Genomic DNA, 15007 nt, shown 5'->3' with positions numbered 1-15007 from the left:
TCTGCCAGACGTGGGAATCGGCCCGGAAGTTGCCTCCGGGAGCTCAGCTCATCGAGGCGAGTGCACCGGGGACCTCGTCCACCGAGTCGACGAGCGCGATCCGCGACTCCATCGCCCGGCCCCGGGCCAGGGCCCGCAGCAGCGGCCAGGCCGGGAGGTGTTCGGTCCAGTGGGTGTGGCCGACCAGCACCATCGGGGCGGGCTCGCCCCGGGACCCGTAGTAGTTCGGGGTGGCGGCGTCGAATATCTCCTGGACGGTGCCGGCCGCGCCGGGCAGGAACACCACGCCCGCGGTGGACCGGGCCAGGAGCCCGTCCTCACGGGTGGCGTTCGCGAAGTACTTGGCGATGTGCGCGGCGAAGGCGTTCGGCGGCTCGTGGCCGTAGAACCAGGTGGGGATGCCCACCGAGTCACCGCCGTCGGGCCAGCGCTCGCGCACCGCGAAGGCCGCGCGCGCCCAGTCGGACACCGACGGCTCGAAGGACGGGGCCTTGGCGAGCAGCTCCAGGGCTTCCACGAGGGCCTCGTCCGGGGCCGGCGCCAGGTACGCCCCGAGGTTGGCGGCCTCCATCGCGCCGGGGCCGCCGCCGGTGGCCACGGTCAGTCCCGAGCGGGTCAGTGCCCGGCCGAGCTCCGCGGCACCGCGGTAGTCGGTACCGGCCCGGGACATGGCGTGGCCGCCCATCACGCCGACCACGCGGGCGGTGGCGAGGTGCTCGTCGAGGGCGTCGGAGACGGCGTCGTCGTGGACGGAGCGCAGCATCGAGGAGAAGACGTCGCCGTCGGTCGCGGTCTCCTGGAACCAGGCGTACGCGCCGGCGTCCGCGGTGGCCTCGTACCCGCCGGGCAGTCCCTCGTACAGCTCCTCCGGCGTGTAGAGCAGGCCGCGGTACGGGTTGAAGGGCAGGTCCGGCACGGGCGGGAAGACCAGCGCGCCGTCCGCGCGGACCTTCGCCGAGGCATCGGGCTCCATCGCGCAGCCCAGGAAGACGGCCGCCGAGGTGTCGGCGGCCAGCAGCGCGAAGGTCCGCTCCAGCAGGTTGACCGACTGGATCCGGTAGCCGCTGAGCGAGCCGCGTGCCACGACCTGGTCGAATTCGGCGAGCGTCTCGATCTCGATGTCTGCGTTGACCATTCGGCCCACCCTAAGGGCTGTACGCCTCAGCGGGTCAGCGCCAGCGACGTCAGCTGTGCCACACCCCAGCTGAGCGGTAGGCACACGGCCACGAGCGCGGTGGCCCGCAGTCCCGCCGCCGTCCGCAGGACCCTTGCGGGAGCTGCCATGTCGAGCATGGCCTCGCGCCCGGGGGCTCCGCTCCTGCGGGCCTCCACCGCGGATGTGAGAAGGGTCGCGGCGGCGCACAGCGCGACCAGGGCGGCGGCCGGCCAGGCCAGCGGACCCAGCGGAACGTGCAGCCCGCCGCGGTCCCGCAGGGCGAGCGCGGTGAGGGCCCCGGCGGCGACGGAGCACAGCACGCCCAGCGGCGGCCCGATCCGGGAGGCCTGCTCCTGCAGGGACCGCCCGGCCAGCAGCCGCAGCGCGCCGGGACGCACCGCCTGGACCAGGCTGCCGCAGGCGTACGCGAGACCCGGTCCGGCGAGGGCGAGCCCGACGGCGGTCAGCGCCCAGCCGGCCAGGATCCCGCCGCCGTCGCGGCCGGCGTAGGCCTCGACGGCGAGCCCGCAGGCGGTCAGGGCGATGCCCCAGGGCAGGGCGGTCTGCGGTGCCAGCGGCCGGTGCGGGCGCAGCGCGAGCACGGTGGCGGCCGACGCGATGACCGGGACGAGGGCCAGCAGGGTGAGGGCGGCCGCCAGGGGCAGCGGCTGCTCGGCGTGGAGCAGCCGGGCGCCGGAGCCGTCGAACGGCAGACCGGAGAGGTCCCCGCGCAGGTGGAGGAAGACGGCCAGGGCGAGCGCGCTGCCCAGGGTGCAGGCGACGGCCGTGGAGACCGCGGCCGCCAGGGACAGCCGTACGGGTCCCAGCCCGGCGGCGTCCAGTCCCTCGCGGGGCCGGGTCGCGGGGTCGGCCCGGGCGACGGCGACGGCGAAGTGCACCGTCGCGGCGAGCGGGACCAGGGCCCACAGCAGGCGGGGGAACGATCCGGCGGGCCGGTCCACGGCTCCGGCGAGCACGTACAGCAGCAGGAAGCCGGTCCCGGCGGAGGCGGCGGCGACGAGCAGCCGCCGCAGCTGGACCCCGGGCCGGGAGCCACGGGTCAGGCGGAGAGCGAGCACGCGGCCTGACCCTCCGGGGTGTCGGGGAGCGGGGAGGCGTCGCCGGTCGCGAGGCGGCCGTCGACCAGGGTCAGGCGCCGGTCGGCGACGGCCGCGGTGGCCTCGTCGGCGGTGGCCAGCAGCACGGTGATCCCGTGGGAGCGGGCGGCGGTGGTCAGCGTCCGCAGCAGCAGGTCCCGGTCGGCCCGGTGCAGCGGGGCCGTGGGCTCGTCGGCGTGGAGCACGGAGGGCACGGTGACCAGGGCCCGGGCCAGGGCCACCCGCTGGCACTCGGCGCGGGTGAGCGCGGCGGGCCGCTTGCGGGCGAAGGCCCCGATGTCGAGGCGGTCGAGCCATTCGCAGGCGGCGTGCTTGGCGCTGCGGTGGGAGGCCCCGGAGAGCAGCAGCGGCAGGGCGGCGTTCTCCCACACCTTCAGCTCGGGCAGCAGCTGGGGCTCGGGACCCAGCCAGCCGAAGCGGTCGCGGCGCAGCCGCTCGCGGGAGAGGTCCCCCATGGTGTGGACGGGGACGCTGTTGAACCAGACCTCGCCGTCGGTGGGGAGCAGCTGCCCGGACAGGCACCGCAGGAGGGTGGTCTTGCCGCTGCCCCGGGCTCCGGTCAGGGCGACGATCTCGCCCTGGCGGATGCCGAGGGAGACGTCGACGAGTGCGGGGGCACCGCCGTGCGCGTAGTGCAGGGACCGCGCCCAGAGAACGTCATTGTCCGGCGGGGCATTGTCCGGTGGGGCCACCATGGCGTACACCTCCGTCCGAGGGAACGAAACGGAGCCCTTTCGGTCACTGGCGCCGCACTGAGATGTAAAGAGACGAACCGCCGGGATGGTGACAGCACACGGCCCGGACCCCCGCGTTCTCACTCGAACGAAGGATCCGGGCCGCGTGATCGGACTACCGCACCGTCGGACCGTTCACAGCCTGCTCAGAGCTTGGTCCACGCCTCGGTGAGCACCGTGCGCAGGATGCCCTCGATCTCGTCGAAGGTGCCCTGGTCGGCGGTCAGCGGCGGCGCCAGCTGGATGACCGGGTCGCCGCGGTCGTCGGCCCGGCAGTACAGGCCGTTCTCGAAGAGCGCCTTGGAGAGGAAGCCGTAGAGCACGCGCTCGGTCTCCTCGTCCGTGAAGGACTCCTTGGTGTCCTTGTCCTTGACGAGCTCGATGCCGTAGAAGTAGCCGTTGCCGCGGACGTCGCCGACGATCGGCAGGTCGTGCAGCTTCTGCAGCGTCTTGAGGAAGGCGCCCTCGTTGTCCAGCACGTGCTGGTTGAGGCCCTCCTTGTCGAAGATGTCGAGGTTGGCGAGGGCCACCGCGGAGGACACGGGGTGTCCGCCGAAGGTGTAGCCGTGCAGGAAGGTGTTGTCGCCCTTGTAGAACGGCTCCGCGATGCGGTCCGAGACGATGCAGGCGCCGATCGGGGAGTAGCCCGAGGTCATGCCCTTGGCACAGGTGATCATGTCCGGGACGTAGCCGAACTTGTCACAGGCGAACATCGTGCCGAGGCGGCCGAAGGCGCAGATCGTCTCGTCGGAGACGAGGAGCACGTCGTACTCGTCGCAGATCTCGCGGACCCGCTGGAAGTAGCCGGGCGGCGGCGGGAAGCAGCCGCCGGCGTTCTGGACCGGCTCCAGGAAGACGGCGGCGACGGTGTCGGCGCCCTCGAAGAGGATCTGCTGCTCGATCTGGTCGGCGCACCAGCGGCCGAAGGCCTCGGGGTCGTCGCCGTAGATCGGGGCGCGGTAGATGTTGGTGTTGGGCACCTTGTGCGCGCCGGGCACCAGCGGCTCGAAGGGAGCCTTGAGGGCCGGCAGACCCGTGATGGACAGGGCGCCCTGCGGGGTGCCGTGGTAGGCGACCGCACGCGAGATGACCTTGTACTTGGTGGGCTTGCCCTGCAGCTTGAAGAACTGCTTGGCCAGCTTCCAGGCGGTCTCGACGGCCTCACCGCCGCCGGTGGTGAAGAAGACCTTGTTCAGGTCGCCCGGAGCGTAGTTCGCCAGGCGCTCGGCGAGTTCGACGGCCTTGGGGTGGGCGTAGGACCACACCGGGAAGAAGGCCAGCTGCTGGGCCTGGTTGAAGGCGACCTCGGCCAGCTCCTTGCGGCCGTGACCGGCGTTGACCACGAACAGTCCGGCGAGACCGTCGAGGTAGCGCTTGCCCTTGTCGTCGAAGATGTAGGTGCCCTCACCACGCACGATGGTGGGGACGGGTGCGTTCTCGTACGACGACATGCGGGTGAAGTGCATCCACAGGTGGTCGTATGCGGTCTTGGAGAGGTCCTGGCTCACGGGCTATCGAGTTCCCCACATGTAGGTCTGCTTCTTCAGCTTCAGATAAACGAAGCTTTCGGTTGATCGCACGCCGGGGAGCGTGCGGATCTTCTTGTTGATCGTTTCGAGCAGGTGGTCGTCGTCCTCGCAGACGATCTCCACCATCAGGTCGAAGGACCCCGCGGTCATGACCACGTACTCGCACTCGGCCATCGCGGTCAGCGCGTCGGCCACCGGGTCGAGGTCGCCCTCGACGTTGATGCCGACCATCGCCTGACGACGCAGGCCCACGGTGAGCGGGTCGGTGACGGCGACGATCTGCATGACGCCCTGGTCGAGCAGCTTCTGCACGCGCTGGCGCACAGCCGCCTCCGACAGGCCCACGGCCTTGCCGATCGAGGCATAAGGACGGCGGCCGTCCTCCTGCAGTTGCTCGATGATCGCCAGGGACACAGCATCGACCGAAGGGGACGGTTGTCTGTTCCTGGAATCTGCGCTTCGACTGACCACGAGCCCACTGTGCACGAGGAGTCGTCTGTTCCGCAAGACGGAATCGATGAAATTCGTTGTTTGGCGACTCTGATCTCACCGATTTCGTAGTTGGTGGCCTTCGGGTCTGTCGAAAGCCTCCGCCAAGAGGCTAGGCTTGGTATTCGTCTCAATCGTTGGACATGTGATCAGGAGTGTGGCTGTAGTGACCACCGAACTGCGTCGTCTGCGCAACTACATCGGCGGGGAGTTCAAGGACGCCGCCGACGGGCGCACCACCGAGGTGGTCAACCCCGCCACCGGCGAGGTGTACGCGACCGCCCCGCTCTCGGGCCAGGCGGACGTCGACGCCGCCATGGCCGCTGCCGCGGCCGCGTTCCCGGGCTGGCGCGACACCACCCCCGCCGAGCGCCAGAAGGCGCTGCTGAAGATCGCGGACGCCTTCGAGGCGCGCGCGGACGAGCTCGTCGCCGCCGAGTCGGAGAACACGGGCAAGCCGCTGGGCCTCACGGCCAGCGAGGAGCTGCCGCCGATGGTGGACCAGATCCGCTTCTTCGCGGGTGCGGCCCGCCTGCTGGAGGGCCGTTCGGCCGGCGAGTACATGGACGGGATGACCTCGATCATCCGCCGCGAGCCGGTCGGCGTCTGCGCCCAGGTCGCGCCGTGGAACTACCCCATGATGATGGCCGTGTGGAAGTTCGCCCCGGCCATCGCGGCGGGCAACACGGTCGTGCTCAAGCCCTCCGACACCACCCCGGCCTCCACCGTCCTGATGGCGGAGATCATCGACTCGGTCCTGCCCAAGGGCGTCTTCAACGTCATCTGCGGCGACCGCGAGACCGGCCGGGCCATGGTCGAGCACTCGACCCCGGCGATGGCCTCCATCACCGGCTCGGTGCGCGCGGGCATGCAGGTCGCCGAGAGCGCCTCCAAGGACGTCAAGCGCGTCCACCTGGAGCTCGGCGGCAAGGCCCCGGTCGTCGTCTTCGACGACGCCGACATCCCGAAGGCCGTCGAGGACATCGCGGTCGCCGGCTACTTCAACGCCGGCCAGGACTGCACCGCCGCCACCCGCGTGCTCGTGCACGAGTCGATCCACGACGAGTTCGTGGCCGCGCTCGCCAAGGCCGCCGTGGACACGAAGACCGGCGCGCCGGACGACGAGGACGTGCTGTACGGCCCGCTGAACAACCCGAACCAGCTGCGGCAGGTCGCGGGCTTCATCGAGCGGCTCCCCGCCCACGCCAAGGTCGAGGCGGGCGGCCACCAGGTCGGCGAGAAGGGCTACTTCTACGCCCCGACCGTGGTCTCCGGCCTCAAGCAGGACGACGAGATCATCCAGAACGAGGTCTTCGGCCCGGTCATCACCGTCCAGTCCTTCACCGACGAGGCCCAGGCCCTGGAGTACGCGAACGGCGTCGAGTTCGCCCTCGCCTCCTCCGTGTGGACCAAGGACCACGGCCGCGCGATGCGCATGTCCAAGAACCTCGACTTCGGCTGCGTGTGGATCAACACCCACATCCCGCTCGTCGCCGAGATGCCGCACGGCGGCTTCAAGAAGTCCGGCTACGGCAAGGACCTCTCCGCCTACGGCTTCGAGGACTACACCCGCATCAAGCACGTGATGACCTCGCTCGACGGCTGATCGGCCGCATCGATCACAGCAGGGCTGTGAAGGGGCGGGCAGTAGACAACATGTCTATTGCCCGCCCCTTCCGCGTTCGCCGAGGCTGTGGCCATGCCTCAACTCGCCTTCTCCCGACGCGCCGCGCTCGCCGGACTCGGAGCCGCGGGCCTGTCGGCCGCCCTCGCCGGATGCGGCGTTCCCCCCGCCTACGTCCCGGAGGGAGGACGGGTGGGCCCGGACCGCTCGGAGCGCGACCGCAGCGTCGCCTTCTCCAACTGGCCGCTCTACATCGACACGGACGAGGAGGACGAGGAGAGCCGACCGACGCTGGAGGCCTTCTCGGAGCGGACCGGCATCGAGGTCCGGTACACCGAGGAGATCAACGACAACGACGAGTTCTTCGGCAAGGTCAGCCCGGCCCTGATGAACCGCCAGGAGACCGGCCACGACCTGGTCGTGGTCAGCGACTGGATGGCCGCCCGCTTCGTCCACCTGGGCTGGGCCCAGAAGATGGACCGGTCGGCGCAGCCCAACGTCACGCGCCACCTCGACCCGCAACTGAGGTCCCCCGCCTTCGACGAGGGCCGGCTGCACACCGTCCCGTGGCAGTCCGGCATCACCGGCATCGCCTACAACCGAAAGGCCCTGGGCCGGGAGATCAGGTCCGTCCGGGACCTGTGGCACCCCGACCTCGCGGGCAGGGTGACCCTCTTCTCCGGGCTCGACGAGTCCTTCGCCCTGCTGATGCAGGGCAACGGGGTCGACGTCACGCGCTGGACCGAATCCGACTTCCACCGGATGTGCGACCAGGTCGAGGGCCTGGTGAAGAAGCGTCACGTCCGCCGCTTCACCGGCAACGACTACACCTCCGATCTCAGCAAGGGGGACGTCCTCGCCTGTCAGGCCTACTCGGGGGACGCTGTCCAACTCCGGGCGGACAACCCGGACATCGAGTTCGTGGTGCCGGAGGAGGGCGGCGAACTCTGGGCCGAGAGCCTGCTCGTCCCCAACCTGGCCCGGCACAAGGCCAATGCGGAGGCGCTCGTCGACCACTACTACGACCCGCAGGTGGCCGCACGGCTCGCGGCCTCCGTGAACTACGTCTGCCCCGTCCCCGCGGCCCGCGAGGTGCTCGCGGCCTCGGACGACAAGGAGACCGCCGAACTCGCCGAGAACACCCTGGTCTTCCCCGACGACGACATGCGGCGTCGGCTCGCCGTCGCCCGGGACATCTCCTCGGCCGAGCGGCGCACCCTCGCCCGGCGGTGGAACGCGATCGTCGGACTTTGATCACGGTCCGGCCACGGAACTGAACACGTTCAGCCTTTTGGCTGAACGTGTTCAGAAACGAGCGTAGGCTTCTTTCCATGAGCGAGAGAAGCGCCCTTGAGCGGCGGGTCCGTGCCTGGTTGATCGTCTTCGTCGTCTGCCTCGTACTCAGCGGTATCACGGCTTTTCCGCTGGTCAGTGAATTGCGTTGGGCCAACGCCCTGATCGACAACATATGGCTGCGGCGCGTGGGCGAGGGGCTGGACCGGGCCGACGCCGACTACCCCTTCCTCCTTTACGGGACGGACTGGCTCGCCTTCGCCCACCTCGTCATCGCCGTCTTCTTCTACGGCGTGTACCGCGACCCCGTCCGCAACATCTGGATCGTCGAAGCCGGCATGATCGCCTGCGCCGGAGTGATCCCGCTGGCCCTGGTCTGCGGCCCGATCCGCGGCATCCCCTTCTGGTGGAGCGTCATCGACATGGCGTTCGGCGTCTTCGGGGTGATCCCCCTCCTGGTCCTGCGCGGCATGATCAAACGGCTGGAGCACGCCGCCGCTGCGTGACCGCCGACACGACGGCGCCGAGGGCCACCGGGTTCATGTCCCGGCCCTCGGCGCCGCGCAGTCTCCGGACGGACCGGCCCGGCGCGGGTGTCACCGGCCGAACTCGGCCCGTACGGCCGTCAGCGCGTCCACCCGGTTCGTGGTGATCGCGTCGACCCCCGCCGCGACGAGCCCCTTCATCGTCCGCCGGGTGTCGGCGGTCCACGCCGACACCAGCAGGCCGTCGCGGTGCAGCGCGTCCACCAGCTCCCGGCTCACCAGCCCGAAGCGGTAGTTGAGCCAGCGCGGCGCCACCGCGTCGATCAGGACCCGCCGGGGCGGCGAGAGCGTGGTCCAGGTCAGCGCGATCTCCGCGTCCGGATCGGCCGCGCGGAGCGCCAGCATCGACCCCGGGCCCGCGCAGTAGAACGTGCGCTCGCCCGCGCCGCACTCCCGGACCAGGCCCACGACGGCACGGACCGCCTCGGGCGTGGCGCCCGGCAGGTCGAGCATCAGCCGGCCCGCCCCGGCCGTCATCAGCGCGTCGCGCAGCGTCGGAACGGCGCCCCCGGTCATCTCCTTGAGCTGGGCGGCCGAGATCTCGTCGAGCCGCACGTCGTGGTTCCACAGCCGCTGGAGCGACTCGTCGTGGAGGAGGACCGGCACCCCGTCGCGGGTCAGCCGTACGTCGACCTCGACCGCGTCCGCCCCGCGGGCGAAGGCGGAGCGGATCGAGGGCAGGGTGTTCTCACGGACGCGATAGGGATCGCCGCGGTGGCCGATGGCAGTCAGGGTGCGCATCACCCCATTCTCGGGGGGACGTCAGCGCGCGAGCCACTGCTCGGTGTACGTGTCGATCTCCGCGTTGAGCTTCGCCTTGCCGGCCGGGTCCAGGAAGGAGGCCTCGACGGCGTTCTTCGCGAGCTGTGCCAGCCCGCGCTCGTCGAGGTCGAGGAGGCGCGCGGCCACCGCGTACTCGTTGTTGAGGTCGGAGCCGAACATCGGCGGGTCGTCGCTGTTGATGGTGACGAGCACGCCCGCCGCGACCATCTCCTTGACGGGGTGTGCGTCGAGGTCGGTCACCGCACGCGTGGCGATGTTCGACGTCGGGCAGACCTCCAGCGCGATCCGGTGCTCGGCGAGGTGGGCGAGCAGCTCCGGGTCCTGCACGGAGCTGGTGCCGTGGCCGATGCGCTCGGCGCCCAGGTCGCGCAGGGCGTCCCAGACCGTCTCGGGACCGGTGGTCTCGCCGGCGTGCGGCACGCTGTGCAGGCCGGCGGCGCGGGCCGCGTCGAAGTACGGCTTGAACTGCGGGCGCGGGACGCCGATTTCGGGTCCGCCCAGACCGAAGGAGACCAGCCCCTCGGGACGCAGGTCGACGGCGAGGCGCGCGGTCTCGGCGGCGGCTTCGAGGCCGGCCTCGCCGGGGATGTCGAAGCACCAGCGCAGGATGACGCCGAGTTCCTTCTCGGCGGCCTTGCGGGCGTCCTCGATGGCCTCCATGAAGGCCTTCTCGTCGATGCCGCGGCGGGTCGAGGAGTACGGGGTGATGGTCAGCTCGGCGTAGCGGATGTTCTGCCGGGCCATGTCACGGGCGACCTCGAAGGTCAGCAGCCGGACGTCCTCGGGGGTGCGGACGAGGTCGACGACGGACAGGTAGACCTCGATGAAGTGGGCGAAGTCGGTGAAGGTGAAGTAGTCGGCGAGGGCGTCGGGGTCGGTGGGCACCTTGGAGTCGGGGTGCCGGGCGGCCAGTTCGGCCACGATGCGCGGTGAGGCCGAGCCGACGTGGTGGACGTGGAGCTCGGCCTTGGGCAGCCCCGCGATGAAGGGATGCAGGTCGGTCATGGGGGGTGCCTCCGGAGGGGCGGGGTGCGGGCAGGACGCGCTCATCGTAGGCACGGCCGTGACCGTCGGTGGCAGCGCTTAGCATGGCTGTACGAGAGAGGGGGGCTCCGTATGAACGACAGCAGTCCCGAGCCCCGGGACCCCTGGGCGCCGCCGGAGCGGCCCGTGGTGGACCTGGGCAAGGCGCGGGGTACGCCCGGCACACCGGGCGTGTCGGGTCCGCCGTCCGTGCACGACCAGCAGACGCTCGCCGGTGTGCCGGGCGGGGCGGCGACACCTGCCGGGCCCGGCCCCGGCACCCCGCCGGCCGCACCCGGCCCCGGCACACCCGGCTCCGCCTCCGCGGTCTACGGCTATCCGGCGGCGGCCCAGCCCGGCTACGGCTACCCCGGCGACGCGGGGTACCCCGGCCCCGGGCACCCCGGGCACCCCGGGCACCCCGGGTATCCCGGGTACCCCGCCCAGCAGGGGTACCCGTTCCCCGGCGCGTACCCGCCGTACGGGCGGCAGCCCAGCAACGGCTTCGGCATCACCGCGCTCGTCCTGGGCATCCTCGCGGTCGTGGGCTGCATCACCAGCTTCATAGCCGTGGCGCTCGGGATCGGGGCCGTCGTCTTCGGCGCGCTCGGCAGGGGCAAGGCCAACCGCGGCGAGGCCGACAACGGCGGGATGGCCCTGGCGGGGATCATCCTGGGCGCGGTCGGCATCGCGCTGGGCCTCTTGATGCTGTTCGCCATGTTCGCCCCGTTCCTCGACGACGGATGGGACGACCGCCCGCGCCGCGAGAGCCCGTATTCGGACTCACGGCTCCACGAACGGGTCTGAAGCCACGTTGCCGGTCGCCGCTGCCCGAGGGCGCGTGCCCGACCTGGTCCCCCGCCAGGTTCCAGGTGGGGACGGGCACCTCCGACGGCACGTGCTGCGTCGGGTCCCCGCTGGAGCCGTAGCAGGCGGCCCGCCCGTCCGTCAGGCCCGCAGCGCCGGCCCCGCCCCGAACACGGCCGCCGCGTCGGGCCGGTTGAGCCGGGAGCGGTCCGACAGCGGCGACCACATCGACCCGGCCAGGTAGCGGAAGGGGAGCTGCCGGGACCGTGCGACGGCCTCGGGGCCGGCGGTCCCGCGGCTCCGCCCCCCGTTACGCCCGGCTCGGACCTTCGCCGGCCCCGTCGCCCGCGCGCAGCCGCTCGCGGGCCTCCATCAGGGCGAAGCCCAGCAGGTTCAGCCCGCGCCAGCGCGGCGGATCCAGGGCGCGCTCGTCGTCGGCGGCCAGTCCGATGCCCCAGATCCGGTCCATCGGGCTCGCCTCCACCAGCACGCGGTCCCCGGTGCCCAGCAGGTAGGCGCGCAGCGCCGGATCGGAGGCGAACTTGTGCACGCTGCCTTCGACGACCAGGGCGAAGCGCTCCCGCTCCCAGGTCGCGTCGTCGAAGCCGCGCACCAGCCGCCCGGCCTTCTTCGCCTCGGCCGGGGTCTTCGCCCCCACGGCGGCGCGCTCGGCCTCGGGGTCCGCGAACAGTCGGGCCTTGCCGGCCATCATCCAGTGTTCGGCCGTGGCATAACGGACGTCACCGACAGTGAACGGGGACGGCCACCACTGGCTCAGGCAGCTCGGTCCGAGCTTGCCGTCGGGCCGCGGCCGGTGCCCCCAGAACGGCAGGTACTTCACCCGCTCACCACGGCTGACCTGCTTGATCAGGTCGTCGATCATCTCCATGCACGCGAGTCTGACACCCGCCACGGACACTTCGTACGGGATTTCCGGCGTGCCTCGACACATGGTCGACCGATTCCGTCGCGTAATCAAAGAGCAACAACGGAATCACTTGGCCGAGGGCATCACCTCTGCCAGGATCGGCACTCAATTCGAGCTGTAGCTCGAACTGTAGCTACGGAGAGCGTGAGAGCGTGATGGGCAACCGCTTCCAGGTCAAGGACCGCTTCGCGGACGGCGCGCAGTACATCGACGGAAAGCTCAGGGCCGGGACCTCCGGCCGGTCACACACCGTGGTCGACCCGGCCACCGGCGAGGAGGTCCTGACCTACGAGCTGGCGAGCACCGCGGACGTCGACGAGGCGGTCGCCGCCGCCGGGCGCGCCTTCCCGGGCTGGTCCGGGGCCACCCCCGGCGAGCGGTCCGACGCGCTGCACCGGCTGGCCGCCGTACTGGCGGAGCAGGCCGAGGACTTCGCCCACGCCGAGTCCCTCCAGTGCGGCAAGCCGATCAAGCTGTCCACGGAGTTCGACGTGCCCGGGACCGTCGACAACACCGCCTTCTTCGCGGGCGCCGCCCGCCACCTCCAGGGGCAGGCCGCTGCCGAGTACTCGGGCGACCACACCTCGTACGTACGCCGCGAGGCCATCGGGGTCGTCGGCTCGATCGCTCCCTGGAACTACCCGCTCCAGATGGCCGCCTGGAAGATCCTCCCGGCGATCGCGGCGGGCAACACCATCGTCCTCAAGCCCGCCGAACTCACCCCGCTGACCTCCCTGATGTTCGCGCAGGCGGCCAAGGACGCGGGCCTGCCCGACGGCGTCATCAACATCGTCACCGGTGCCGGCCGCGACGCCGGCGAGCACCTGGTGGGCCACCCCGACGTGGTGATGACCTCCTTCACCGGTTCCACGGCCGTCGGCAGGCGGGTCGCGGAGATCGCCACCGCCACCGTGAAGCGACTGCACCTGGAGCTCGGCGGCAAGGCCCCCTTCCTCGTCTTCGACGACGCCGACCTGGAGGCCGCCGCGCACGGCGCCGTCGCCGCCTCACTGATCAACACCGGCCAGGACTGCACCGCCGCGACCCGCGCCTACGTCCAGCGCCCCCTGCACGACGCCTTTGTCGCCCGGGTCGCGGAGCTGATGGAGACCGTCCGCCTCGGGGACCCCTTCTCCTCCGCCACCGACCTCGGCCCGCTGGTCTCCCACGCCCAGCGCGACCGCGTCGCCGGGTTCGTCGAACGGGCCCGCGGCTACGCCACCGTCGTCACCGGCGGCGAGGTGCCGGGCGGCGAGCTCGCCGCCGGCGCGTACTACCGGCCCACCCTCATCACCGGCGCCGCCCAGGACAGCGAGGTCGTCCAGTCGGAGATCTTCGGCCCCGTCCTCGTGGTCCTGCCCTTCGACGGCGACGACGAGGGCATCGCGCTGGCCAACGACACCCCGTACGGACTGGCCGCCTCCGCCTGGAGCCGCGACGTCTACCGGGCGGGCCGTGCCACCCGCGAGATCAAGGCGGGCTGCGTCTGGGTCAACGACCACATCCCGATCATCAGCGAGATGCCCCACGGCGGATACAAGGCGAGCGGCTTCGGAAAGGACATGTCCGCCTACTCCTTCGAGGAGTACACGCAGGTCAAGCACGTGATGTACGACAACACCGCGGTGGCCGCGAAGGACTGGCACCGCACGATCTTCGGGGACCGACAGCCGACCACCGCCTGACCAGCGGTCCACCTCCCGAAAGGCCACAGCGCATGGAGCAGTACGAGCCCGACCGCCTCTCGGCGGCGCAACTCGCCGCGATGCGGCGCAGCCTCGGCAGTGGGCGCGGCGCCCTCACCCGCCGCTCGCTGCTGCGCGCCTCCGGAGTCGGAGCGCTCACCCTCGGCGGCCTGTCCACCCTCTCCGGATGCGGCATTCCGCCCGCCAAGCGGGAGGGCGACGCGGCCGCCGTCTCCGACGACCGCTCGGCCCAGGAGAAGGAGATCGCCTTCTCCAACTGGACCGAGTACATGGACACCAGCGAGGACGAGAAGTCCCGTCCCACGCTGGAGGAGTTCACCAAGCGGACCGGGATCAAGGTCAAGTACACCGAGGACATCAACGACAACGTCGAATTCTTCGGCAAGATCAAACCGCAGCTCGCGGCCGGCCAGGAGACCGGCCGCGACCTGATCGTCGTCACCGACTGGCTCGCCGCGCGCATCATCCGCCTCGGCTGGGCCCAGAAGCTCGACCCCTCCCACCTGCCGCACGCCTACGCGAACCTGTCACCGCAGTTCCGCAGCCCCGACTGGGACCCGGGCCGCGCGTACAGCTACCCGTGGACCGGCATCTCCACCGTCATCGCCTACAACGAGAAGGCGACGGAGGGCAAGAAGGTCGACTCCGTCACCCAGATGCTCGACGACCCCTCCCTCAAGGGCCGCGTCGGCTTCCTGACGGAGATGCGCGACAGCGTCGGCATGACCCTGCTCGACCAGGGCAAGAACCCCGCCTCCTTCACGGACGCGGAGTTCGACGAGGCGATAGGCCGGCTCCAGAAGGGCGTGGACAAGAACCAGATCCGCCGCTTCACGGGCAACGACTACACCTCCGACCTCGACAAGGGCGACCTCGCCGCCTGCCTCGCCTGGGCGGGCGACGTCATCCAGCTCCAGGCGGGCAACCCGGACATCAAGTTCGCCATTCCCGCCGCCGGCTACATCACCTCCAGCGACAACCTGCTCGTCCCCGTCAAGGCCCGGCACAAGGCCAACGCCGAACGGCTCATCGACTACTACTACGAGCTCCCGGTCGCCGCGCAGCTCGCCGCCTACATCAGCTACGTCTGTCCCGTCGAGGGCGTGGGGGACGAGCTCGCGAAGATCGACGCCGAGCTCGCGCAGAACACCCTGATCGTCCCGGACAAGGCGATGACCGCCAAGTCCCACGCCTTCCGCTCCCTCACCAGTGAGGAAGAGACGGCGTACGAGGAGAAGTTCGCCAAGCTCATCGGCGCGTGACGGCCGCAGC

The 15007-nt window shown here is 71.0% G+C and carries 14 protein-coding genes and 1 pseudogene; 6 read left to right on the top strand and 9 right to left on the bottom strand.

What is annotated here, in order from left to right; all coding sequences use genetic code 11:
• Nucleotides 1-43 precede the first annotated feature (43 nt).
• The 5 genes from AC2RP6_RS13120 to AC2RP6_RS13100 form a co-directional block, all read right to left on the bottom strand.
• Nucleotides 44-1135 carry an LOG family protein gene (locus AC2RP6_RS13120; protein WP_486446405.1) on the bottom strand — a complete coding sequence of 364 codons (1092 nt, stop codon included), beginning with the start codon at nt 1133-1135 and terminating at the stop codon, nt 44-46.
• Nucleotides 1136-1161: 26 nt separating this feature from the next.
• Complete coding sequence (locus tag AC2RP6_RS13115) at nt 1162-2235, bottom strand: hypothetical protein (protein ID WP_486446404.1); 1074 nt, start codon at nt 2233-2235, stop codon at nt 1162-1164.
• Complete coding sequence (locus tag AC2RP6_RS13110; RefSeq protein WP_486446403.1) at nt 2217-2969, bottom strand: ABC transporter ATP-binding protein; 753 nt, start codon at nt 2967-2969, stop codon at nt 2217-2219. Before AC2RP6_RS13110 ends, AC2RP6_RS13115 begins: the two co-directional genes overlap by 19 nt.
• A gap of 185 nt (nt 2970-3154) precedes the next feature.
• Nucleotides 3155-4516: an aspartate aminotransferase family protein gene (locus AC2RP6_RS13105; RefSeq protein ID WP_486446402.1), complete on the bottom strand. Its 1362-nt coding sequence runs from the start codon at nt 4514-4516 to the stop codon at nt 3155-3157.
• 3 nt (nt 4517-4519) lie between these two features.
• Nucleotides 4520-5023, bottom strand: coding sequence for an Lrp/AsnC family transcriptional regulator (locus AC2RP6_RS13100; protein ID WP_030651035.1), 504 nt, complete (start codon nt 5021-5023; stop codon nt 4520-4522).
• A gap of 169 nt (nt 5024-5192) precedes the next feature.
• Between AC2RP6_RS13100 and AC2RP6_RS13095 the strand changes: the two genes are divergently transcribed.
• From AC2RP6_RS13095 to AC2RP6_RS13085, 3 genes are all read left to right on the top strand, one after another.
• Complete coding sequence (locus AC2RP6_RS13095; protein ID WP_486446401.1) at nt 5193-6632, top strand: gamma-aminobutyraldehyde dehydrogenase; 1440 nt, start codon at nt 5193-5195, stop codon at nt 6630-6632.
• Between the two features lie 93 nt (nt 6633-6725).
• Nucleotides 6726-7904, top strand: a complete 1179-nt coding sequence (locus AC2RP6_RS13090; protein WP_486446400.1) for a polyamine ABC transporter substrate-binding protein — start codon at nt 6726-6728, stop codon at nt 7902-7904.
• A 77-nt stretch (nt 7905-7981) separates the two neighbouring features.
• Nucleotides 7982-8449, top strand: a complete 468-nt coding sequence (locus AC2RP6_RS13085) for a hypothetical protein (RefSeq protein ID WP_486446399.1) — start codon at nt 7982-7984, stop codon at nt 8447-8449.
• Nucleotides 8450-8539: 90 nt separating this feature from the next.
• Here AC2RP6_RS13085 and AC2RP6_RS13080 read toward each other — a convergent pair whose 3' ends face one another.
• Together AC2RP6_RS13080 and AC2RP6_RS13075 are read right to left on the bottom strand one after the other, a co-directional pair.
• Nucleotides 8540-9229 (bottom strand): glycerophosphodiester phosphodiesterase, encoded by a 690-nt coding sequence (locus AC2RP6_RS13080; protein WP_486446398.1) that lies wholly within the window; start codon nt 9227-9229, stop codon nt 8540-8542.
• A 21-nt stretch (nt 9230-9250) separates the two neighbouring features.
• On the bottom strand, nt 9251-10276 hold the full coding sequence (locus AC2RP6_RS13075; RefSeq protein WP_486446397.1) for an adenosine deaminase: 1026 nt from the start codon (nt 10274-10276) through the stop codon (nt 9251-9253).
• Between the two features lie 111 nt (nt 10277-10387).
• Here AC2RP6_RS13075 and AC2RP6_RS13070 point away from each other — a divergent pair, with 111 nt between their 5' ends.
• Entirely contained in the window at nt 10388-11101 is a 714-nt protein-coding gene (locus AC2RP6_RS13070; RefSeq protein ID WP_486446396.1) for a DUF4190 domain-containing protein, read from the top strand.
• 10 nt (nt 11102-11111) lie between these two features.
• Here the strand turns inward: AC2RP6_RS13070 and AC2RP6_RS13065 are convergent.
• Together AC2RP6_RS13065 and ybiA are read right to left on the bottom strand one after the other, a co-directional pair.
• Nucleotides 11112-11383 (bottom strand): annotated as a pseudogene (locus tag AC2RP6_RS13065) (hypothetical protein); the annotation flags it as partial.
• A 28-nt stretch (nt 11384-11411) separates the two neighbouring features.
• Nucleotides 11412-11990, bottom strand: coding sequence for a riboflavin biosynthesis intermediates N-glycosidase (ybiA, locus tag AC2RP6_RS13060; protein WP_486446395.1), 579 nt, complete (start codon nt 11988-11990; stop codon nt 11412-11414).
• A gap of 194 nt (nt 11991-12184) precedes the next feature.
• Between ybiA and AC2RP6_RS13055 the strand changes: the two genes are divergently transcribed.
• Nucleotides 12185-13714 (top strand): gamma-aminobutyraldehyde dehydrogenase, encoded by a 1530-nt coding sequence (locus tag AC2RP6_RS13055; protein WP_486450318.1) that lies wholly within the window; start codon nt 12185-12187, stop codon nt 13712-13714.
• 32 nt (nt 13715-13746) lie between these two features.
• Nucleotides 13747-14997: a polyamine ABC transporter substrate-binding protein gene (locus AC2RP6_RS13050; protein WP_486446394.1), complete on the top strand. Its 1251-nt coding sequence runs from the start codon at nt 13747-13749 to the stop codon at nt 14995-14997.
• The last annotated feature ends 10 nt before the right edge of the window (nt 14998-15007 follow it).

It is taken from the genome of Streptomyces sp. WAC03905 (assembly GCF_057371075.1).
This window is presented reverse-complemented; position numbering and strand designations above follow the sequence as displayed.

Bases quoted from the DNA above. Each gene is read 5' to 3' on its own strand.
- ybiA (WP_486446395.1), bottom strand. From the start codon at position 11,990: ATGGAGATGATCGACGACCTGATCAAGCAGGTCAGCCGTGGTGAGCGG.
- AC2RP6_RS13070 (WP_486446396.1), top strand. From the start codon at position 10,388: ATGAACGACAGCAGTCCCGAGCCCCGGGACCCCTGGGCGCCGCCGGAG.
- AC2RP6_RS13080 (WP_486446398.1), bottom strand. From the start codon at position 9,229: ATGCGCACCCTGACTGCCATCGGCCACCGCGGCGATCCCTATCGCGTC.
- AC2RP6_RS13090 (WP_486446400.1), top strand. From the start codon at position 6,726: ATGCCTCAACTCGCCTTCTCCCGACGCGCCGCGCTCGCCGGACTCGGA.
- AC2RP6_RS13085 (WP_486446399.1), top strand. From the start codon at position 7,982: ATGAGCGAGAGAAGCGCCCTTGAGCGGCGGGTCCGTGCCTGGTTGATC.
- AC2RP6_RS13050 (WP_486446394.1), top strand. From the start codon at position 13,747: ATGGAGCAGTACGAGCCCGACCGCCTCTCGGCGGCGCAACTCGCCGCG.
- AC2RP6_RS13055 (WP_486450318.1), top strand. From the start codon at position 12,185: ATGGGCAACCGCTTCCAGGTCAAGGACCGCTTCGCGGACGGCGCGCAG.
- AC2RP6_RS13110 (WP_486446403.1), bottom strand. From the start codon at position 2,969: ATGGTGGCCCCACCGGACAATGCCCCGCCGGACAATGACGTTCTCTGG.
- AC2RP6_RS13120 (WP_486446405.1), bottom strand. From the start codon at position 1,135: ATGGTCAACGCAGACATCGAGATCGAGACGCTCGCCGAATTCGACCAG.
- AC2RP6_RS13075 (WP_486446397.1), bottom strand. From the start codon at position 10,276: ATGACCGACCTGCATCCCTTCATCGCGGGGCTGCCCAAGGCCGAGCTC.